Consider the following 23,786-nt stretch of genomic DNA (forward strand, 5'->3'; position numbering starts at 1 on the left):
GCTCGGGTCAGGTAGGCGCCCACCGAGCGGTGCTCGACGACCACACCCTTGGGGCGGCCGGTGGAACCCGACGTGTAGATCACATACGCGGGCCACGACGGAGAGACGGTGGGCAGACTGCCGGCCTCGAGGCTCTCGGCGCGTGCGGCATTCTCCGCCAGCCATGTCTCGTCAATGACGAGGGAGGGCGCGGCGTCGTCGAGGATGTACGCGATGCGCTCGGCCGGGTAGGCCGGGTCCACGGGCACATAGGCTGCGCCCGCCTTCACCACCGCGAGCAGGACGCACGCCAGCTCGGTACTGCGCGGCAGCAGTACCGCGACCCGGGTCTCCGGGCCGGCGCCTTCCGCCGCCAGCAGCCGTGCCAGCCGGTTCGCCCGCGCATTCACCTGAGCGTACGTCAGCTCACCCACGGCCAGGGCGTCCGGCGTCCGCGCTGCCTGCGCCTCGAACAGCTGCGGCAAGGCCTCGACCGTGACCTCGCGGGCCGTGTCGATCCACTCACCGAGTACCAGTTCCCGCTCGGCGTCCGACAGGACGTCCACCTCGCCGACCCGGCACTCAGGATCGGCCGCGACCACCTCCAGCACCCGCACCAGCCGACCCGCCACCTCCTCCGCGGCCACCCGTTCCACGAGGTCGGGCTGGAAGTCCAGGCGGAACGAGAGCTCGGCCCCGGGGTGGGCCACGAGACCGTACGTGTAGTGCATTGCGGAGCGGCTGCGGGCGCCCTCCAGCCGGATGCCGCCGAGGTCGGCGGAGCGGTCCAGACCGGCGCTGTCCAGCGGGTAGTTCTCGAAGACCATCGAGGTGTCGAAGAGTTCACCCTTGCCGACGGCCCGCTGGATCTCGGCGAGCCCGGTGTGCTGGTGCTCAAGCAGCGCGGACTGCTCGCGCTGCAGCCGTACGAGCAGCCGTCCGAGCGGCTCCGCCGGGTTGAGCCGCAGCCGGAGCGGCAGCGTGTTGATGAACAGGCCCACCATGTCCTCGACGCCGGGCAGGTCGGCGGGACGGCCCGAGACGGTCACACCGAAGACCACGTCGTCCCGGCCCAGCAGCCGCGCCAGGACGAGCCCCCAGGCGCCCTGGACCACCGAGTTGAGCGTGACGCCCAGCTCGCGCGCCCGCTGGCTCAGGCGCTGTGTGGTGTCGGCGGGCAGCCCGAAGACGACCTTCGACGGCAGCAGCGGGTTGCGCCCCTGGACGGCCGGCGCCACCAGGGACGGCCCGTCGAAGTCCTCGAACACCTCGGCCCAGGCCGCACGCGCGGCGTCCTGGTCGCGCCCCGCGAGCCAGGCGAGGTAGTCGCGGTACGGGCGAACGCGCGGCAGCGCCGACGCGTCGCCGTCCGCCACGTACAAGGCCATCAGCTCACGCAGCACGACCGGCAGCGACCAGCCGTCGAGGACGGCGTGGTGCACCGCGACCGCCAGCTGGTGGCGGTCGGCAGCCAGTCGCAGCAGAGTGAAGCGGAGCAGGGGCGGCCGGCCCACGTCGAAGCGGCGTACGCGGTCCTCCTCGACCAGCCGCTCGGCCGTCGCGTCGCGCTCCGCGTCGGGCAGCCCCGCCAGGTCGTGCTCGTGCCACGCCGCAGGGGCCTCGCGGAGCATTACCTGCGCCCACTCACCGGACTTGCGCTGGCGGAACGCGGCCCGCAGGTTGCTGTGGCGGCGGATGAGTGCGTCCGCGGCGGAGCGCAGCCGCACCGGGTCGAGCACACCAGCGAGGTCGAAGACGAGCTGCACGGTGTAGATGTCTGCACCCTGGTCGTCGAAGACGCTGTGGAAGACGAGACCTTCCTGGAGCGGTGACAGGGGGAGGATGTCCTCGATCGGGCGGGACTTCTTGTTGCTCACGTCTTTCCTCACTCGTCTTCCAAATCCGCGAAATCTGCGAAGAAGTCGTCTTCGAGTTCGTCGATCTCGTTCTGGCTGATGGAGAGCAGGGCCACGTCGGACGGGGTGAGACCCCCCGCGTCGGGCCGCTGGGCGTGCTCGGCCAGGCCCCGCAGGGCAGCGAACCAGTGGTCGGCCAGTTCGCGCACCGTGGCTTCGGGCAGCAGCCGGGCCGCCCAGGTCCAGGTGGCGACGAGCTCGGGGCCGCCGGTCCCGTCCTGGGTCAGCGCGTTGAGTTCCAGCACATGGGTCAGCGGGGCGTCCGGATCGTCGCCCGGGACGAGCGCACCGGTGTCGGGCATGGGCGACCAGTCGGCGGCCTCCTGTGCCGTGACCCGGCCCAGGTAGTTGAAGCCGAGCTGGGGCCGGGCCAGTGCGCCGAGCACGCCCTTCGTCCTGGGGTTGAGGTGGCGCAGCAGCCCGAAGCCGACCCCGTGGTCGGGGACGGCCCGCAGCTGTTCCTTGACGGTCTTCAGCACGCGCCCGGCGGTGGCGCCGCCCGCCAGGGCGTCCGCGCGCGCGGCCCGGCCGCCGGTGCCCGCGTCCAGGCGGACCGGGTAGAGGCTGGTGAACCAGCCGACCGTACGCGACAGGTCCGAGCCGGGAACGAGCTGCTCCTCCCGCCCGTGTCCCTCGATGTCCACCAGGACCGAGGTGTCGGCGCTGTCGCGCCAAGCCCCCACCGCCATGGCGAACGCGGCCAGCAGTCCGTCGGCGACACCCGTGCCGAAGGCCGCCCCGACCTGGGTGAGCACCGTCTCGGTGACCTCCGCGGGGAGCCGGACGGTCAGGGTGCCCGACGACCGGTGGGTGTCCAGGGCCGGGTCGAGCGGGCCGCTGCCGATACGGGGTTCGACGCCGTGCCGCAGGGTGGCCGCCCAGTGGGCGAGCTCCTCCACGCGCATCGGGTCGAGCGCGGCGGCCCGCAGGCCCGTGGCCCATTCCCGGAAGGAGGTCCCGGCGGGGCCGAGCTCCGGCGTCGTGCCGGCCGCGGCCGACTGCCAGGCCTCGGCCAGGTCGGCCACGAGGATGCGCCACGAGACGCCGTCCACCACGAGGTGGTCGGCGAACAGCAGGAGACGCCCCGATTTCTCCGGCCCGCGGTCCAGCCACACGGCCTGGAACATGACGCCGTCGGCCACCGACACCCGGCCCAGCGCCGCCTGGGCGTGCTCGGCGGTCAGGCGTTGCACGGTGTCGGGGTCGGCGCCGAGTGCGTCGACGCGGCTCAGGCAGGCCCGCGCGTCGACGGCACCGGACTCCGGGATCTCCAGCGCGAGCTCCCCGGAGGCCTCGCGCACGCCGCGCATCCGCAGGGCGTCGTGCCGGTCGAGTACGGCCTGCACCGCGGCCAGCAGGTCGGCGTGGGCCATGCCCGCTGGCACCTGGAGCACGACAGACTGGTTGAACAGGTCCACGGATCCGCCCCGTTCGGCCAGCCACCCCATGATCGGCGTAGCCGGGACCGGACCGATCGCCCCCACCGCCGCCCGCTCGCCCGCCTCCTCGGGGGTCCGGCCGGACACCACGGCGGCCAGGGCGGCCACGGTCCGGTGGTCGAAGACGTCCCGGGGGCTCAGCACGAGCCCCGCCTTGCGGGCCCGGCTGACGAGCTGGATGGACACGATGCTGTCGCCGCCGAGGTCGAAGAAGCTGTCGTCCACGCCGACCACGCCGGTGCCCAGGACATCGGCGAAGAGCGCGCACAACTTCTCCTCGACCGGGCCGGACGGCAGCCGTCCGGCCGCCGCCGTGCGGTAGACCGGCGCCGGGAGTGCCTTGCGGTCGAGCTTTCCGTTGGTGGTCAGGGGCAGTTCGGCGAGCTCGACGAGCGCCGCGGGCACCATGTAGTCCGGCAGCAGCTCGGCCAGGGCGGTACGGAGCCGGTCCAGGTCGAGCGGACCGTCCGCCGGGACGACGTACCCGGTGAGCCGCTTGTCGCCCGGCTGGTCCTCGCGTACGAGCACCGCGTTGGCGAGGACGCCGGGCAGGCCCGCGAGCGCCGCCTCGATCTCCGCGAGCTCGATGCGGAAGCCACGCACCTTGACCTGGTCGTCGGCGCGGCCCACGAATTCCAGCCGGGCGTCGGCGTTCCACCGCACCAGGTCGCCGGTGCGGTACATGCGGGTGCCGGGCGCGCCGAACGGGTCGGCGACGAACCGCTCGGCGGAGAGCCCGGGCCGGGCCCAGTAGCCGCGAGCCAGGCCGGCACCCGCTACGTACAGCTCGCCGGCGACCCCGTCCGGCACCGGGTGCAGAGCCGGGTCGAGGACATACAGCCGCATGTTGTCGAGCGGCCCCCCGATGGGCACGATGCTGGACAGCAGCCCGGCGTCCTGCGCGCCGACGGGGTTCCGGGTGGCGAAGACCGTGGTCTCGCTGGGGCCGTAGCCGTTGACGATCTCAATCCGCGGGCAGCGGGCCAGGACGCGGCGTACCGCGCCCGGCGACACCACGTCACCGCCGGTCCATACCTGCCGTACGCCATCGAAGGCCTCGGGCTGCTCTTCGGCCATGACCGCGAACAGGCCCGCCGTGATCCACAGTCCGGTGATGCCGTGTCCGGTGATCAGCGCGGCCAGGGACTCCACGCCGAGGTCGCCCGCAGGGGCTACGACGACGGTGCCGCCGCCGAGGAGCGCCACCCACAGCTCCAGGGTGAGCGCGTCCCAGGCGTGCGGGGAGTGCAGCAGCACGCGCTCCGCGCAGCCCGACTCCCACCAGCGGTCGTACGCGAGGTCGGCAATGTTCCCGTGGGTGGCGGCGACGCCCTTGGGGTCGCCGGTGGAGCCCGAGGTGAACATCACGCAGGCCAGCGTGGACGGCAGCGGGGTGCTGCCGGGAGGCGTGCTCGCCTCGTCGGCCAGCGCCCGGCGTGTGTCCGGATCGTCCACCACGAGTACCTCGCGCCCCCCGGCCACGGCCAGGGCCCGCTCCCGCAGGGCGCGGTCGGCGATCAGCAGGGGTGCATCGCTCTCCTCGACAATCCAGCGCAGCCGGTCGTCCGGGTAGGTGGCGCTCAGCGGCACGTAGGCGCCGCCTGCCTTGAGCACGGCGAGCACGGAGACGACCAGGTCGAGTGATCGCTCCATGAGGAGCGCGACCCGGGACTCGGCGCCCACGCCGGACCGGCGTAGCCGGTGCGCGAGCCGGTGGGCCCGAGCCGACAACTCGGCGTAGGTGAGGGTCTCTCCGTCCGCGACGACCGCCGGCTTGTCCGGGGTGGCCGCGGCGCGGCCCTCGAAGAGACCGAGGAGCGTGCCGTCGGCCGTGGGCCGCGCCGTGTCGTTGCGGACCTCCAGCAGTGTGCGGCGCTCGGTGTCGCCGAGCACGTCGATCCGGGTGACGGGCCGGTCCGGGTCGGCGAGGGCCGCCTCCAGGACGCGGACCAGGCGTTCGGCGAGCGACTCGGCGGTGGCGCGGTCGTACAGGTCGGTCGCGTAGTCGATCCGGCCGGTGAGGCCGGGGCCGTCCGGCCGGGTCCGGGTGAAGGCGACGGACAGGTCGAACTTGGCCACGTCCGTGCCCAGTTCGTGGCTCGCCACGCTCAGTCCGGGCAGCTCGGCGGCGCACGCGAGAGCCTCCTGCTCCGCCGTGTCGTCCAGGGTGAGCACGGTCTGGAAAAGCGGGTGCCGCGAAGTCGAGCGCGTCACGTCCAGCGCGTCCACGAGCCGCTCGAGCGGCACGTCCTGGTGAGCGTACGCAGCCAGATCGAACTCCCGCACGCGGGCGACGAGTTGGCGGAAGCTCGGATCACCCGACAGGTCGGTGCGCAGCACGAGCGTGTTGACGAAGAAGCCGATCAGGTCCTCGACCGCTTCGTCGGTACGGCCGGCGATCGGCGCGCCGATCGGTACGTCCGTGCCCGCCCCGAGCCGGCACAGCACGGTCGCAAGGGCGGCCTGCACCACCATGAACGGGCTGGCCTCGAACTCGCGCGCAGCGTCGGTCAGCCGCTCGTGCAGCGCAGCCGGCACCTCAAACTCCACCGAGCCGCCCGCGTACGTCGCGACCGCGGGCCGCGGCCGGTCCGCCGGCAGGTCCAGCTCCTCCGGAAGGCCCTCCAGGCCCTCCCGCCAGAAGGCGAGCTGCCGGGAGACCAGACTGTCCGGGTCGTCCTCGGAGCCGAGCACGCCCTGCTGCCACAGCGTGTAGTCGGCGTACTGGACGGGCAGTTCCGCCCACTGCGGGGCACCGCCCGCCACGCGCGCCGCGTACGCGGCGGTCAGGTCCCGCGCGAGCGGGCCGGTTGAGCGGCCGTCGCCCGCGATGTGGTGGACCACCAGCAGCAGCACGTTCCCGCCCGGCGCCTGCTCCCACAGCACGGCGCGCACCGGAGTCTCGGCGCTCAGGTCGAACGTGTAGCGGGCCGCTTCCCGTAGCTCCGCCTCGCTCGCCACGGTGTGCAGCCGGGGCCGAGCCCGGTCCAGCACCATCTGGTACGGGCCGTCGCCGTCCTCGGCGAAGACCGTGCGCAGCGACTCGTGCCGCGCCACCAGGTCGGCCAGCGCCACCTCCATCGCGTCCCGGTCGAGCTCACCGGTCAGCCGCAGCGCCAGCGGAATGTTGTAGGTGGCGCTCGGGCCCTCGAAGCGGTGCAGGAACCACAGTCGCCGCTGGGCGAAGGACAGCGGAATCCGCTCGTCCTGACGCTCCTGGCGTACGAGGGGCCGCCGTGCCCCGCCGGCCTTCGCGCCCGCCTCCAGTGCCTGCCCGAGGGCGACGACCGTCGCCGACTCGAAGAGGTCGCGGATGGAGAGTTCGGTGCCGAGGGTGGCGCGGATGCGGTTGGCGAGCCGGGTGGCCAGCAGGGAGTGGCCGCCGAGGTCGAAGAAGTCGTCGTCGATGCCCACCCGGTCCACGTTCAGCACCTCGGCGAACAGGCCGCACAGGATCTCCTCGCGCGGCGACCGCGGCGCCCGGTACTGTCCGCGCGTCCCGTACTCCGGGGCGGGCAGCGCCTTGCGGTCGAGCTTGCCGTTCGGTGTCAGCGGCAGCTCCGGCAGCAGCACCACGGCCGACGGCACCATGTACTCCGGCAGTTCCGCCGACAGCAGGGCGCGCACCGAGGCGATGTCCGGCGGATTCTCACCGGGCGCGGCGGCAGGCGCGGGCACGGTGTACGCGACGAGCCGCTTGTCGCCGGGCTTGTCCTCGCGTACTACCACCGCACCCTGGGCGACCTGCGGGTGGCTCAGCAGCACGGCCTCGATCTCGCCGAGCTCGATCCGGAAGCCACGGATCTTGACCTGGTCGTCGGCGCGGCCCAGGTACTCCAGATCCCCGTCGGCCGTCCACCGCGCGAGGTCGCCGGTGCGGTACATGCGCTCGCCCACCCCGGCGAACGGGGAGGCGACGAACCGCTGCGCGGTCAGCCCCGGACGGTTCAGGTAGCCGCGCGCCAGCCCCGCCCCCGCGACGTACAGCTCACCGGTGACCCCGGCCGGAGCCGGCCGAAGCGCACCGTCGAGGACGTAGACCCGCAGGTCGGCGATGCCGGCGCCGATGAGGCTGGGGGCGTGGCCGGTCCACAGCGACCGGTCCAGGGCCCGGGCGCTGACATGGACAGTGGTCTCGGTGATGCCGTACATGTTGACCAGGACGGGCTCGGTGTCCCCGTGCCGTCGTCCCCACTCGCCGAGCCGCCCGAGGTCCAGGGCCTCGCCGCCGAAGACGATCCAGCGCAGGCCCAGCCGGTCGCCGAGCTCCGGGTGGTCCTGGTCGGCCTGCATCAACTGGTAGAAGGCGGACGGTGTCTGGTTGAGCACCGTTACGCGCTCCCGCACGAGCAGGCGCAGGAATTCCACAGGTGCGCGGCTGGTCTCGAACGGCACCACGACCAGCCGCCCGCCGTACAGCAGCGCCCCCCACAGCTCCCACACGGAGAAGTCGAACGCGCTGGAGTGGAAGAGCGTCCACACGTCGTCCGGGCCGAAGCCGTACATCTCCTCGGTCGCAGTGAACAGCCGCACCACGTTCGCGTGCGGTACCACGACACCCTTGGGCCGGCCCGTGGAGCCCGAGGTGTAGATCACGTACGCCGGATGAGCCGGCCGCGGGGTGCCGCGCTCGGCCGGCGCGAGGTCGGTGTCCGCATAGGCGGCCAGCTCCCGTACGGTCTCCTGCGCGTCCAGCCTGAGCGTGCGCCGGTCCGGGTTCCGCGGCAGCCGGTCGGCGACGTCGGTACGGGTGACCACGAGCTGGGGCGCCGCGTCCGCAAGGACGTACGCGATGCGGTCCGCCGGATAACCGGGATCGACGGGCACGTAGGCCGCCCCCGACTTCACCACGGCCAACAGTGCGACGACCAGCTCCGCGGAGCTGGGCATGGCCACCGCGACGAACCGCTCCGGGCCTGCGCCCTGGGCGACGAGCAGCCGGGCCAGCCGGTTCGCCCGCGCGTTCAGCTCCGCGTACGACAGGGACCGTGCGCCGAACGAGACGGCCACCGCATCCGGTGTCCGCGCCGCCTGACGCTCGAACAGCTCGGCCAGTGTCGCCGTGGGCGTCTCGACGGCACCCTGCCCTGCCGCGGCCAGCAGCCGCTCCCGCTCGGCCGCGTCGGTGACCTCCACCCGGGCGATGGGCCGGTCCGGGTCGGTGAGTACCGCGTCGAGCACCCGCAGCAGGCGTTCGGCGAGCGAGCGCGCGGTGCGGCCGGTGTACAGGTCCGTGCTGTACGTCAGGGTGCCCTGGAGGCCGGCCGGCGCGCCGGCCGCGGTACGCCGCTCCTCGAAGGCCACCGCGAGGTCGAACTTCGCGACGCCGGCGTCCAGCGGCTGCGCCCGGACGGTGAGCCCCGGCAGCGAGCCCAGCGAGTCGAGCGCCTGACCCACGGTGTCGTTCCAGCTCAGGACCGTCTGGAAGAGGGGGTGGCGGGCGGTTGAGCGGGCCGGGTTGAGGATCTCGACCAGGCGCTCGAAGGGCACGTCCTGGTGCGCGTATGCGGCCAGGTCGAACTCCCGTACCCGGGCGACGAGTTCGCGGAAGGTCGGATCGCCGGACAGGTCGGTGCGCAGCACCAGCGTGTTGACGAAGAACCCGACGAGGTCCTCGACGGCGTCGTCCGTGCGGCCGGCGATCGGGGTGCCGATGGGTACGTCCGTACCCGCCCCGATCCGGGACAGCAGCGTCGCCAGGGCCGCCTGCACCACCATGAACGGGCTGGCCTGGAACTCCCGTGCGGCGGCCGTCAGCCGCTCGTGCAGGGCCGCCGGCACCTCGAACTCCACCGAGCCGCCCGCGGACGTGGAGACCGCGGGCCGCCGGTGGTCCACCGGCAGGTCAAGCTCCTCCTGGAGCCCGGCCAGTCGCTCGGACCAGAACGCGAGCTGGCGCGAGACGAGGCTGTCCGGATCGTCCTCGGAGCCCAGCACCCGACGTTGCCACAGGGCGTAGTCCGCGTACTGCACGGGAAGAGCAGCCCCGGCCCACTCGCGCCCCGCGCTGCGCGCCGCATAGGCGGACGTCAGGTCACGCGCCAGGGGACCCACGGACCAGCCGTCGCCCGCGATGTGGTGCATCACCAGCAGCAGCACGTGATCGTCCGGCGCGAGCGAGAACAGCCGTGCGCGCAGCGGCGGTTCGGCGGCCAGATCGAAGCCGAGGCCGAACGCCCTGCGCAGCAGCCCGTCGAGCTCCCGCTCGTCCGTCGGCACAGTCTCCAGGCGCGGTCGGGCCGCATCGGGGGCGAGCACCCGCTGGTGCGGGCCCTCGGCGTCCTCGGCGAAGAGCGTACGCAGCGACTCGTGCCGCGCGACGACGTCGCCGAGGGCGCTCTCCAGCGCATCCCGGTCCAGCTCACCTGTGAGCCGCAACACCGCGGGGATGTTGTACGTCGCCGGTGCCTGCGCCAACTGGTTGAGGAACCACAGGCGTTGCTGCGCGAAGGACAGCGGCAGCCGTGCTGGCCGCTCACCCGCCGTGACGCGGTCTCGGTCCGTCGCCTCGCCGTCCCTGGCCGCGAGCGCGGCCGGGGTGGGCGTCTCGAACAGCTGCCGGATGGAGAGTTCGGTGCCGAGGGTGGCGCGGATGCGGTTGGCGAGCCGGGTGGCCAGCAGGGAGTGGCCGCCGAGGTCGAAGAAGTCGTCGTCGATGCCCACCCGGTCCACGTTCAGCACCTCGGCGAACAGGCCGCACAGGATCTCCTCGCGCGGCGACCGCGGCGCCCGGTACTGTCCGCGCGTCCCGTACTCCGGGGCGGGCAGCGCCTTGCGGTCGAGCTTGCCGTTCGGTGTCAGCGGCAGCGTCTCCACGGACAGGAACGCGGACGGAACCATGTACTCCGCCAGCCGCGCGGCAGCGTGCCGACGAAGCTCCTCCGGGTCGGCGGCGCCGCCGGGCCCGGGCACGACGTAGCCGACGAGCCGCTTGTCGCCAGGCTGGTCCTCACGCACCACGACGGCGGCGCGGGCCACCGAGGGGTGCGCCGCCAGCACCGCGGCCACCTCGCCGGGCTCGATCCGGAAACCGCGGACCTTCACCTGGTCGTCGGACCGGCCCAGGTACTCCAGTTCCCCGTCGGCGGTCCACTGCACCAGGTCACCGGTGCGGTACATCCGCAGGCCCGGTACGAAGGGGCAGGCGACGAAGCGCTCTGCGGTCATCCCGGCCCGGCCCAGGTAGCCACGGGCCAGCCCGGGCCCCGCGACGTACAGCTCGCCGGGAGTACCCGCCGGCACCGGCCGCAGAAAGCCGTCCAGCACGAACAGCCTGCTGTTGACGATGGGGACGCCGATCGGCGGCACCCTCTCCCCGGACAGTAGCCCGCTCATGCTTGCGCACACCGTCGTCTCGGTGGGCCCGTACGCGTTGATCATCCGGCGCCCGTCCGACCACCGCGCCACCAGATCGGGCGCGGACGCCTCGCCCGCCACCACGAGTGTCGTCACACTCTCCAGCGCCCCGTCCGCTAGCACGGCCAGCGCCGACGGGGGCAGCGTCACATGCGTGACCCGCCGCTGCGCCACCAGCTCCTCCAGGGCCGGGCCCGGCGCCAACTGCTCGGCAGGGGCGACGACCAGGGCGGCGCCCGTCAGCAGGGCCATGCCCAGCTCGGAGACAGCCGCGTCGAAACTCGGCGACGCGAACCACAGCACCCTGCTGTGCGGCTCCACCGCGAACACCACCGACTGTCCGGCCACCAGGCTCGCGATGCCCGTGTGGCTGACGGCGACGCCCTTCGGCACGCCGGTCGAACCCGACGTGTAGATCACATAGGCAGGGTGGGCCGTGTCGAACGGCGGCAGATCGCCCGCGTAGTGGCGCGCGATGTCGGCTTCCGCACCGGCGAGCCAGGCCGCGTCGACTACCAGCGCCGGATCGACGTCCCGCAGGATGTGGGCGATGCGCTCGGCCGGGTAGTCCGGGTCCACCGGGACATACGCCGCCCCCGACTTCATGACGGCGAGCAGCGTGGCCACGAGCTCGGGCGAGCGCGGCAGGGACACCGCGACGCGGCGCTCCGGGCCCGCTCCGTGCTCGACGAGCAGCCGGGCGAGCCGGTTGGCCCGCGCGTTCAGCTCGGTGTACGTGAGGTCCCCCTCCTCGGACACCACGGCCGTGGCGTCCGGGGTTCGGGCAACCTGCGCCTGGAAGAGCTCGGGCAGCGTGCCCGGGGCGACCTCGCGGGTCCGCGTCCCCCACGTGTCCAGCAGCAGCCGCTGCTCGGCCGCGTCCAGCAGTCCGAGGCGTCCGGCGGGCAGCCCGGGCCGCTCGACGAGCGCCTCCAGGGCGCGCAACAGCCGGTTCGCGACACCCGCCGCGTCGGCATGGCCGACCAGGTCCGGCTGGAAGTCCAGCCGGAACCGCAGCTCTTCACCCGGCACGGCCACCAGGCCGTAGGTGTAGTGCACCGCGTCGTGCGTCCGGGCCGCCGTCAGGCGGATGCCGGTGCCGTCGGTCAACGCGCCGAACGCGGTCGGGTCGAGGGGGTAGTTCTCGAAGACGAGGGAGGTGTCGAAGAGTTCGCCGAGGCCGGTGGTGCGTTGGATGTCGGCGAGGCCGAGGTGATGGTGGTCCAGGAGGCGGGTCTGTTCGTCCTGGTGGCGTCGCAGCAGGTTGCCGAGTGTTTCGGTGGGGTTGATGGTCAGGCGTAGGGGGATGGTGTTGATGAAGAGGCCGACCATGTTCTCGATGCCGTCGGTCTCGGCGGGGCGTCCGGAGACGGTGACCCCGAAGACGACGTCGTCACGGCCCAGGGAGTGGGCGAGTACGAGGCCCCAGGCGGCCTGGACGACGGAGCTGACGGTGACCCCCAGGGCCCGTGCGCTGTCGCCCAGCCGCGCCGTCGCCTCCGCGGAGAGCCCGAAGTCGAGGGTGTCCGGCAGGAGCGGCGTGCGCCCGGTGGCCGCCACCGCCATCCGCGTCGGCTCCTCCAGGCCCGCGAGGGCCTGCTGCCAGGCTTGTTCGGCGGCCGTACGGTCGCGGCCGGCCAGCCACGCCAGGTGGTCGCGGAAGGGCCGTACGGGCGGCAGCGAGCCCTCGCCCCGGTACACCTCCAGCAACTCCCGTACCACCACCGGCAGCGACCAGCCGTCCCACAGCACATGGTGCGAGGTGATCGCGAAGCGGTACCGCTCGGTGTCTGCCCGCAGCAGGGCGAACCGTACGAGCGGCGGGCGCGCCGGGTCGAACGGGCGGGTGCGTTCGGTCTCCAGGACCCGCAGCGCCTCCTGCTCGCGCTCGGCCTCCGGCACGGACCGCAGGTCCGCCTCGTGCCAGGCGAGCGATACATCGCGCAGGACGGCCTGGACCTGACGGCCCAGTCCCTCGTGGACGAACGCGGTCCGCAGGTTGGCGTGCCGGGCCAGTAGGGCAGCCGCGGCCGCCGCGAGGGCACGGGAGTCCACCGGACCCTCGATGTCCAGGGCGAGTTGCGTGGTGTAGATGTCGCCGGAACCGGTCTCGTGGTGGAAGAGCAGGCCCTCCTGGAGCGGCGACAGCGGCAGCACGTCCTCCAGACCCGGCAGCAGCCGCTCCAGGGCGTCGATCTCTGGCTGGCTCAACCGCGCCGGCAGGACATCCGACGGGGTCAGACCGCCCGCGTCGGCGCGGCGGCCGTGCGCGGCCAGACCGCGCAGCACGGTGAACCACTCCTCCGCCAGCGTGCGCACGTCCTCCTCCGAGAAGAGCCGGCTCGCCCACGTCCAGTTGGCGACGAGCTCCGGGCCCTGCGCACCCTCGACGGCGAGGGCGTTCAGCTCCACGGCGTGCGCGAGCGGCGTGCCCGCGTCGGCGGAGCCGCCGATGCCCTGGCTGCCCGGGACAACGGCCCAGTCGGCGTCCTCGCCCTGGACCACCCGGCCCAGGTAGTTGAAGCCCAGCGCGGGCCGGGGCAGCGCCAGCAGCTCGGCCGAGGCGGCCGGGTCCAGATACCGCAGCACCCCGTAGCCGATGCCGTGGTCCGGCACCGCCCGCAGCTGCTCCTTGACCTGCTTGAGCAGCAGGCCGGCCTCCCGTCCGCCCGCGCACACCCCGGCCCGCCCGGGCCCGTCGAGGGCGCCGGTGTCCAGCCGTACCGGGTACAGGCTGGTGAACCAGCCCACGGTGCCAGCCACATCGGTACCGGACGCACCGGTACCGGCGCTCGGCAGGTCGTCGCGGCCGTGCCCCTCGACGTCCACCAGGACGGAGGTGCCGTCCGTGCGGTGCCAGTCCGTGGCCGCCAGCGCGAACGCGGCCAGCAGCACGTCGTTGACTCCCGCCTGGTAACGGGATCCGACGGACGTCAGGACCTCCGCGGTCACCTCGGCGGGCAGGCGCAGCGTCAGCGAGGCCGCGGTACCGTACGTGTCCCGCGCCGGGTCCAGCCGGGCGGCGGCGGACTCCTGGTGGCCGTCTCCCGTGACCACCCCACGCCAGTAGGGGAGTTGAACCCGGTACGAGCCCTCGGCCCCGGACCTCTGCAGCCCGCGCGCCCACGAGCGGAACGAACGGGTGGCCGGAGCGGCCTGGGGTGCCTCGGCGGCCGTGGCCGCCGCACACGCCGCCGCGAGATCGGGCAGCAGGATCCGCCACGACACCCCGTCCACGACGAGGTGGTGGGCTACCAGCACCAGTCGTCCGGACTCGGCCGGTCCCCGGTCGAACCACACCAGCTGCAGCATCGTGCCGGCGCGCGGTGCGAGCCGGGCTCGCGCGGCTGCGGCGTGCCGGGCCATCAGCTCGTCCAGCTCGGCGCCCGCGGCACCCGCGGCGTCCACCCGCTGCACGCACGCCTCTTCGCGAACCGATCCCGGCTCGCAGATCTCCAGCGACCAGGCGGTGTCCCCGGTCAGCCGCATGCGCAGCGCGTCATGGCGGTCCAGCACGGTCCGCACGGCCGCCAGCAGGCCGGCGTGGCTGGTTCCGGCGGGCACGCGCACCGCCACCGACTGGGCGAACCCGTCCATGGGGCCGCCCCGTTCGGCCAGCCAGTGCGCGATGGGAGTGAGCGGGACCGGGCCGACGGCGATGTCCTGCTGGTCCGCGCCGGCCTCTGCCGCCCGCTCGGCGACCGTGGCGAGAGCCGCGACCGTACGCTGCTCGAAGACGTCACGCGCCGTGAGGACCAGACCCTCGCGCCGGGCCCTGCCGACCAGTTGGATCGACATGATGCTGTCGCCGCCGAGGTCGAAGAACCCGTCGTCGACGCCAATGTCCGCGACCCCGAGTACCTCACCGAAGAGCCGGCTCAGGGTCCGCTCCGCTTCGGTGCGCGGTTCCCGGCCGCCCTTCCCGGCAGTGGGCTGCTCCGGTGCAGGCAGCGCCTTGCGGTCCAGCTTTCCGTTGGGGGTCAGCGGCAGCGCGTCGAGGGCCACGAAGGCCGACGGCACCATGTAGTCGGGGAGTCTCGCCGACAGGTGGTCCCGCAGCCGCTCGGGCGCGACGCCGCCGTCGGCCGGCAGGACGTACGCGACGAGTCTGCGGTCCCCGGGCCGGTCCTCCCGGACAACGGCCTCGGCCCAAGCGACACCGGGGTGGACCGCCAACGCGGCTCCGATCTCCCCCAGTTCGATACGGAAGCCGCGGAGCTTCACCTGGTGGTCCGTGCGCCCGACGTACTCCAGGACGCCGTCCGCCCGCCACCGCGCCACGTCCCCGGTGCGGTACATCCGGGAACCCGCGGGACCGTACGGGTCGGCGACGAACCGCTCCGAGGTCAGCCCGGCCCGGTTCAGGTAGCCGCGCGCCAGACCGGTGCCGGACAGGTACAGCTCACCGGGGGTGCCGACCGGCACGGGGCGCAGGCCGCTGTCCAGGACCCGGGTCTTGACGTTCCAGATAGGCCGCCCGATCGGCACGGATGCACCGGTGTCCTGCGCGCGGCTCGCCCACGCGGTCACATCGACCGCGGCCTCGGTGGGGCCGTAGAGGTTGTGCAGCTCCGCGCCGAACCGCCCGTGGAACTGCTGGGCCAGCTCGCCCGGCAGTGCCTCACCGCTGCAGATCACCCGGCGCAGCGAGGTGCAGTCCTCCGTGCCGGGCTCCTGCAGGAAGGCCTGGAGCATCGACGGCACGAAGTGGACGGTCGTGACCCGCTGGGTGCGGATCAGCTCGGCGAGATAGGCCGCGTCCTTGTGGCCGTCGGGCCGGGCGACGATCAGAACCGCGCCCTCGGCCAGCGGCCAGAAGAACTCCCACACCGAGACGTCGAAGCTGAACACGGTCTTTTGCAGCACGCGGTCCGTGTTGTCGAGCCCGTACTCACCCTGCATCCAGCGCAGCCGGTTGGCGATGGCCGCATGGTCCACCACCACGCCCTTGGGGCGCCCGGTGGAACCGGAGGTGTAGATGACGTAAGCGGGGTGCGAGAGCGTCAGCGGAGTGGTCCGCTCCGCGTCCGTGAGGTCGGTCCCGGGGTATCCCGCCGTGTCGACCTCGTCCAGCAGGAGACGGGCGGTGCCGGTGTCCGGCAGCCGTTCCGCCGGCCCGCTCCGGGTCACCAGCAGCTGCGGGTCGGCATCCTCCAACAGGTAGGCGATGCGATCCGCCGGATAGTCCGGGTCGACCGGCAGATAGGCGCCGCCCGCCTTGACCACCGCGTAGATGGCGACGACGAGGTCGAGCGAGCGCGGCAGGGCGATCGCGACGCGGCGCTCCGGGCCGACGCCGTGCTCGACGAGCAGCCGGGCGAGGCGGTTGGCCCGCGCGTTCAGCTCGGTGTACGTGAGGTCCCCCTCCTCGGACACCACCGCCGTGGCATCCGGCGTGCGGGCGGCCTGCGCCTCGAACGCGGCGGCCAGCGTGCTCAGCGGCACCGGGTGTGCGGTGTCGTTCCACGTCTGAAGGACCTGGTGCCGTTCGGCCGCGTCCAGCACGTCCAGGCGTCCGACGAGCAGCCGGTCGCCGGAGTCGACCGTCTCCAGGACCCGGGAGAACCGCGCCAGGTAGGCCTCGGCGGTCGCGCGGTCGATCAGCCCCGGCTGGAAGTCCAGCCGGAAGCGGAGCTCGTCGCCGGGCACCAGGACCAGGCCGAGGGCATAGTGCACCGCATCGTGCGGATACACCTCGCCGATGCGCAGGGCGGCTGCGGTGGCGCCGTCCTGGAACGCGGTGGGGTCGAGGGGGTAGTTCTCGAAGACGAGGGAGGTGTCGAAGAGTTCGCCGAGTCCGGAGGTGCGTTGGATGTCGGCGAGGCCGAGGTGATGGTGGTCCAGGAGGCGGGTCTGTTCGTCCTGGTGGCGTCGCAGCAGGTTGCCGAGTGTTTCGGTGGGGTTGATGGTCAGGCGCAGGGGGATGGTGTTGATGAAGAGGCCGACCATGTTCTCGATGCCGTCGGTCTCGGCGGGGCGTCCGGAGACGGTGACCCCGAAGACGACGTCGTCACGGCCCAGGGAGTGGGCGAGTACGAGGCCCCAGGCGGCCTGGACGACGGAGCTGACGGTGACCCCCAGGGCCCGTGCGCTGTCGCCCAGCCGCGCCGTCGCCTCCGTCGACAGCGCCGACTCCAGCCGCTCCGGCCGTTCCGGAGCCCGGCCCGCCGCGGCCGCGGCCACCCGGGTCGGCTCCTCCAGGCCCGCGAGGGCCTGCTGCCAGGCTTGTTCGGCGGCCGTACGGTCGCGGCCGACCAGCCACGCCAGGTGGTCGCGGAAGGGCCGTACGGGCGGCAGCGAGCCCTCGCCCCGGTACAGCTCCAGCAACTCCCGTACCACCACCGGCAGCGACCAGCCGTCGAGCACCGCATGGTGGACGCTCAGCGCGAGCACCTGGCGGTCCGGCGCGGTACGGGCGAGCAGGAACCGTACGAGCGGCGGTGCGGCCAGGTCGAACCGCCGCTCGCGCTCACGCGTCAGCAGCTCCCGCAGCGCCGTGTCGTCGGCGACCTCGGCCTCGGTCCAGGCCAACGGCACATCGTCCAGCGTGAACTGGACCGCACGGCTCAGGCCCTCGACCAGGAAACCGGAACGCAGCGCCTCGTGTCGGCCCAGCAGGGCGCGGGCCGCCGCCTTCAGCGCGTCGGCGTCGACCCGCCCGAGGAGCTCCACGCCCACCTGGATGGTGTAGATCTCGGGGGCGCTCTCGTCGAAGACGCTGTGGAAGACCAGGCCTTCCTGCAGCGGCGACAGCGGCAGTACCGCGCCGGGGCCGGGCAGCGCCTCGTTCACCCGGGCCAGTTCCGCGCCGTCCACCGGCGGCCGAAGGACGTGCGGGTGCACCTCCTCGGCGACGGCACCGGCCGCCACCTGGGCCAGCCCGGCCACGGTGCGGTGGGTGAACACGTCCTTGACAGCGATCGGCAACCCCGCCCTGCGGGCCAGGCCGACCAGCCGCACCGCGATGATGCTGTCACCACCGAGATCGAAGAAGCTGTCGTCGATGCCGACCCCGGACAGCTCCAGGACCTGCCCGAACAGCCCGCAGAGCAGCTCCTCTCCGGGCGTGCGCGGCCCGCGTCCCGACGACGCCCCGTCCCTGGCCGCGGGAACGGGCAGAGCGGCACGGTCCAGCTTGCCGTTCGGCGTCAGCGGCAGCCCGTCCAGCCCCACGAACACCGAGGGCACCATGTAATCGGGCAGCTCCCGCGCCCCGAACTCCCGCAGCTCCGCGCCGGCGGCCGCGCCCACGGTGTACGCCACCAGCCGCCGCTCGCCCGGCCGGTCCTCGCGGACCACCACGACGGCCTGCGACACCTCCGGGTGACGCAGCAGCACAGCCTCGATCTCCCCGGGCTCGATGCGGTAACCCCGCACCTTCACCTGGTGGTCAACTCGGCCCAGGTACTCCAGGTCCCCGTTCCGGGACCAGCGCACCAGGTCACCGGTCCGGTACATCCGGGCACCCGGTCCGCCGAACGGGTCGGCGACGAACCGCTCCGCCGTCAGACCTGCCCGGCCCCAATACCCCTCGGCCAGGCCGGTACCGGCGATGTACAGCTCACCGGCCGTCCCCACCGGCGTTGGCCGCAGTACGCCGTCCAGCACATACACGCGCGTGTTCGCGATCGGCCGACCGATCGAACCCCGCGCGGCACTGCCGGGCGACACCGCGCCCGCCGTCGACCACACCGTCGTCTCGGTCGGTCCGTACACGTTGAGCACCGACCCGGCCGCGCCCGCCAGCCGGTCCGCGAGATCGGCCGGCAGCGCCTCGCCTCCCACCAGCGCCCGCACACCGGACAGCACCGCGTCGGCGTCCGGAACCGCGTCCACCAGCGCACGCCACAGGCTCGGCGTCGCCTGCATCACCGACACCCCGGCAGCCGTCGCCAGCGCTCCCAGCGCCTCGGGATCACGCACGGTGTCCCGGTCCGCGAGCACCACGGTGGCGCCCGACAGCAGCGGCATGAATAGCTCCAGCGCCGCGATGTCGAAGCCGACGGTCGTCACCGCCAGCAGCCGGTCGCCCGGCCCCATGCCCAGCCACTCCCGGAAGTAGCCGAGGAAGTTCACCAGGGCCGCGTGTCCGACCACCACCCCCTTGGGGCGACCCGTCGAGCCCGAGGTGTAGATCACGTACGCCGCCGCCGACAGCGCGACCGGGGTCAGGTCCGTGTCCTCGAACCGCTCCGCGGCCGCCGCCGCACCCGACAGCCACGCCTCATCGACCACCAGCGCGGGAGCCGCGTCCGCGAGGATGTACGCCCTGCGCTCCGCCGGGAACTCCGGGTCCACCGGCAGGTACGCCGCACCCGACTTCGCCACGGCCAGCAGGACGCAGACCAGGTCCGCCGAGCGCGGCAGCACCACCGCGACCCGCCGGCCGGGCCCCGCCCCCTGCTCGGCCAACAGCCGGGCCATACGGTTCGCCCGTGCGTTGAGCCGTGCGTACGTCACCTCCACGCCCTGGAAGACCACGGCCACCGCATCCGGGGTCCGGGCCGCCTGCGCCTCGAACCACTGCGGCAGCGCCGCCTCGGGCACCGGCGCCTGCGTGGCGTTCCACCGCGTGAGTACCTGCTCCCGCTCGGCATCCGCCAGTGTGTTCACCCGGCCCACCGGCACATCCGGGTCCGCGGCCAGCGCCTCCAGCGCCCGTACCAGGCTCTCCAGGGCCCGCTCGGCCTCCGGGCCGTCGACGAGGTCGGGCTGGTGGTCGACGCGCAGCGTCAGCTCCGCACCCGGGTGGACCACCAGGCTCAGCGCGTAGTGGGCGCCCTCGTAGGCGCGGGCGTCATCCAGGGTGAGACCGGCCCCGTCGGCGAGCGCGCTGATCGCAGACCGGTCCAGCGGGTAGTTCTCGAATACCGTCGAGGTGTCGAAGAGTTCGCCGAGGCCCACCCAGCGCTGGATGTCCGCGAGCCCGGTGGACTGGTGCTGCAGCAGCGCTGTCTGCTCCCGCTGGAGCCGCACGGCGAGCGCCCCCACGGACTCCGCCGGATCGAGCCGGACCCGCAGGGGCAGCGTGTTGATGAACAGGCCGGCCATGTCCTCGACCCCGTCCAGTTCCGCGGGCCGCCCGGCCACCGTGGTGCCGAAGACCAGGTCCTGGCGGCCCATCAGCCGGGACAGGGTCAGCGACCAGGCCGTGCTGGTGAGCGAGTTGAGCGTGACACCCAGTGCCCGCGCCCGCTCCTCGAGGCGCGAGGTGAGCTCCGCCGACAGCGTGCGCAACACGCGTAGCGGCGCCGTCGGCGTCCGGCCCGCCTCACTCGGAGCCAGCAGCGCGGGCTCCTCGAAGCCCTCGAACGCGGCGGTCCAGGCCTGCCGGGCGGCATCGGCGTCCCGCCCCGCAAGCCACCCCAAGTAGCGGTACAGCGACTGCGGCCGGGGCCGGGGCCGTCGGCCCGCGTAGGACTCCAGCAGGTCCCGCACGACGACGGGCAGCGACCAGCCGTCGAGCACCGCGTGGTGCGCGGTGAGCGCCAGGCAGTGCCGCCCGGGCCCGGTGCGGATCAGCAGGAAGCGCACGAGCGGCGGCCGGTCCAGGGCGAAGCGTCGAACCCGCTCTCGGGACAGCAGTTCCTCCAGCTCCGGCCCGTCGGCGGCGACCGACTCCCGCCAGTCGAGCGGGACCTCGGACGCTATGGTCTGCACGGCGACGCTGAGCCCCTCGTGCGCGAAGCCCGCGCGCAGAGCCTCGTGCCGGTCGAGCAGAGCCGCAGCCGCCGCTTTGAGCGTGGGGACGTCGAGGTCACCGCCCAGTTCCAGGACGGCCTGCACGGTGTAGAGGTCTGGCCGGCTCTCGTCGAAGACGCTGTGGAAGAGCAGCCCCTCTTGCAGCGGAGTCAGCGGCAGCACCTGAGTGCCCTCCGCCACCTCAAGGGACTCCAGCTCCGCCGGCGGCAGCGGGGACGGAAGGACGTACGCCCCGCCGTCCGCCGCCTCCGTCGCGACGGCGGACAGGCCCTGCGCCGTACGGTGAACGAAGACGTCCTGCGCGGTGAAGGCGAGTCCGGCCCGGCGGGCGCGGCTGACCAGCCGGAGCACGAGGATGCTGTCGCCGCCCAGGTCGAAGAAGCTCAGGTCGGCGCCGACGGACTCCAGTCCCAGGGTCTCGGACATCAGCGCGCACAGCTGCCGCTCGCGCGCCGTCCGCGGTGCCGCGCCCAGTGACTCGTAGCGAGGGGCGGGCAGCGCCCGCCGGTCCAGCTTGCCGTTGGCGTTCAGCGGCAGCGCGTCCAGGACCACCACGGCCGACGGGACCAGATAGTCCGGCAGCGTACGGGCGACCCGCTCGCGCAGGTCGGCGGGCTCGACCTCGCCCACAACGTAGGCCACCAGACGCTTGTCGCCGGGCCGGTCCTCCCGCTGCACCACCACCGCTCGCTCCACCGCCGGATGGGCGGCCAGCACCGCCTCGATCTCAGCCGGCTCCACGCGGAAGCCGCGCACCTTCACCAGGTGGTCGGCGCGCCCCAGGTACTCGAGCTCCCCGTCGGCCATCCAGCGGGCGAGGTCGCCGGTACGGTACATCCGCTCGCCCGGCGTGAAGGGGCTCGCGACGAAGCGCTCCGCGGTCAGCCCGGCACGGCCCAGGTAGCCCCGTGCCAGGCCCGCGCCCGCGACGTACAGCTCGCCGGGAGCGCCCACGGGCACCGGGCGCAGGGCCGCGTCGAGCACGTACACGCGGGTGTTGGCGATCGGCCGTCCGATGCGCACGGACGCGTCGGCGACTTCCGCGTACAGGCTGTCGCCGCTGGCCTCGGAGGACCCATAGAGGTTGAGCAGCCGCGACTGCGGGAGGGCGGCGGCGAACTGCCGGGCGTACGCCGGGGGCAGCGCCTCGCCGCTCGTCACCCACAGCGAGCACGGGGCCAGGGCCCCGGCGTCGTCGCCCTCGAGGAGCTCGGCGAGCAGGCTGGGCACCACCGTCGTACGGGACACGCCGTACCGGTCGATGAGCGCGGTCAGCTCGGCTGCGCTGCGGGCAGCCTCGGAGCCGCACAGCACCACGGGCGCGCCGTGCATCAGTGGGCCGAGCAGTTCGGTGGTGCCGTCCACGAAGCTGAGGGAACTCTTGGCGAGCACCGGCCGCTCGGCGTCGAAGGGGAAGGCCCGGCCGAACCAGAGCAGGCGGTTGACCGCGCCTTCGTGCAGGCCGAGCACCCCCTTGGGGACACCCGTGGACCCCGAGGTGTAGATGACGTAGGCAGGGTGCCGGGGGAGCAGCGGGCGGGCGCGGTCCTCGTCGGTCGGGTCGTAAGCCGACTGCCCGGCCGTGTCCAGGGCGTCGAGCGGCAGCACCTCGCCGGAGCCGACCGACAGCCGGCCCGCGAGGTCGCGCGTGGTCAGGACCAGCTCCGGGGCGGTGTCGCCGAGCATGTGGGCGATGCGCTCCGCCGGGTACTCCGGATCCACGGGCAGGTAGGCGGCGCCGGACTTCAAGACCGCCAGCACCGCGACGACGAGGTCCACGGTGCGGGGCAGGACCAGGCCGATGTACCGCTCGGGGCCCGCGCCGCGGGCGATCAGCAGATGGGCGAGGCGGTTGGCCCGGGAGTTGAGCTCGGCGTAGGTGAGCACAGCCGCGTCGTGCAGCACGGCGGGAGCCTGAGGCGTGCGCGCCGCCTGCGCCTCGAAAAGGGCGGGCATGGTGACCTGGGGCAGGTCGGCCGCGGTGTCGTTCCACTTCTCGAGCGTCCGCTCCCGCTCGGCCGCGGTGAGCAGGTCGAGCTCGGCGAGGGGCCGGTCGGGCTCGGCGGCGGCCTGCTCCAGGAAGGCGAGGAACCGCTCCTGGTGGCGGGCGATGTCGTCCTCGCCGTACAGGGCGCTGTTGCCGCTGAACTCCAGGCGCATGCCGGCGGCGCGGCTGCCCGCGCTGCCGGGCGTGCGGTAGACGTTGACGACCAGGTCGGCGACCAGACCGGTGGACAGCTGGCGGTAGGTGGCCGGGCATGAGCCGAAGGCGAACTCCTGCTCGAAGGTCATGACATTGACCTGAGGGCCCGTCAGCGCGGCCGCGTCACCGGACAGTCCGAGATCGGCACGCAGGTTGTCACCGCGGTAGCGCTGGTGCCGGACCGTCTGCCGGATCTTCTCGGCGGCCTGGCGCAGCAGCTCGGCGAAGGTCGTGGTGGCGCCCACCGACAGCCGGACCGGCAGTTCGTTGGCGAGCATCGCGGGCGTGCTCAGCTCCGCCCGCGAACGGCGGGCGGCCATGGGGAGTTTGACGATGACCTCGGAGCTGCCGAGGAACCGGTGCGCGTACGCCCCGGTGGCGGCGAGCATCGTGGCGGACCAGCCGCCGACGCTGCCACGCCCGGTGTCCAGGAGCGCGCCCACCCGCTCCTGGTCCAGCACGGCGGTGCGGCGCAGGCTGGGGCCAGAGGGGGCGGTGCGCCCGGCCAGCGGGGTTCCCTCGGGCAGTTCGGCGTACTCGGCGAGCCAGTATGCGGCGTCTTGGGCGTGCTCGGCCGACGCACGGTAGGCGGCGTCCTCGTCGAGCAGCCGCGCCAGAGGTGCGGCGGTGGACGGAGCGGGCTCCTGGCCGGCCTCGAAGGCGGTGTACAGCTCGGCGACGCGGCGGCAGTACAGGAACTGGCCGAAACCGTCCATGACGATGTGGTGGTACCGGAAGTACAGCAGGCTCTGCCGGGGCCCCAGGGTGAACAGCACGTGCGTGTAAGGTGCTTCGGCCGTCAGATCGGTCGCCGCCGCGAGGTCGGCGTGCATCCGCTCCTCGGCCGCCGCAGCCGGGTCCTGCGCGCCGGACAGGTCGATCAGCAGCAGGGAGGGCTCGCCTTCCGGCTCGATCGTGAGGCGCACGCCGTCCGGGGTGTCATGGAAACGCGTCCGCAGGGTATCCGTCTCCGCCACAGCCCGCGTCACGGCACGGCGCAGCGCCGCGTGGTCGACGGAGCCGTTGAGGGTGAAGACGACGCCACAGTTGAAGAACGGGTTGTCGGGGGCCAGTTGCTGCGCCACCCAGACGCCGGTCTGAGCGGCAGAGGCGGTACGGAGAGCGTTTCGGTCGGACACTTTCTTCCCATCCCGGAGCGGAACGAACTGCGGCACGGCAGCATGAGGCTGC

2 protein-coding genes are annotated in these 23,786 nt (G+C 73.3%); both read right to left on the reverse strand.

Going from position 1 to position 23,786, the window contains the following annotated elements; genetic code table 11:
- The coding region (locus ACZ3H8_RS33875) for a condensation domain-containing protein (RefSeq protein WP_467408267.1) at positions 1 to 1,856 on the reverse strand (1,856 nt) is incomplete at its 3' end.
- Between the two features lie 8 nt (positions 1,857 to 1,864).
- Positions 1,865 to 23,734: a non-ribosomal peptide synthase/polyketide synthase gene (locus tag ACZ3H8_RS33880; RefSeq protein ID WP_467408269.1), complete on the reverse strand. Its 21,870-nt coding sequence runs from the start codon at positions 23,732 to 23,734 to the stop codon at positions 1,865 to 1,867.
- Positions 23,735 to 23,786 lie beyond the last annotated feature (52 nt).

Source organism: Streptomyces sp. NPDC002868 (genome assembly GCF_055563295.1).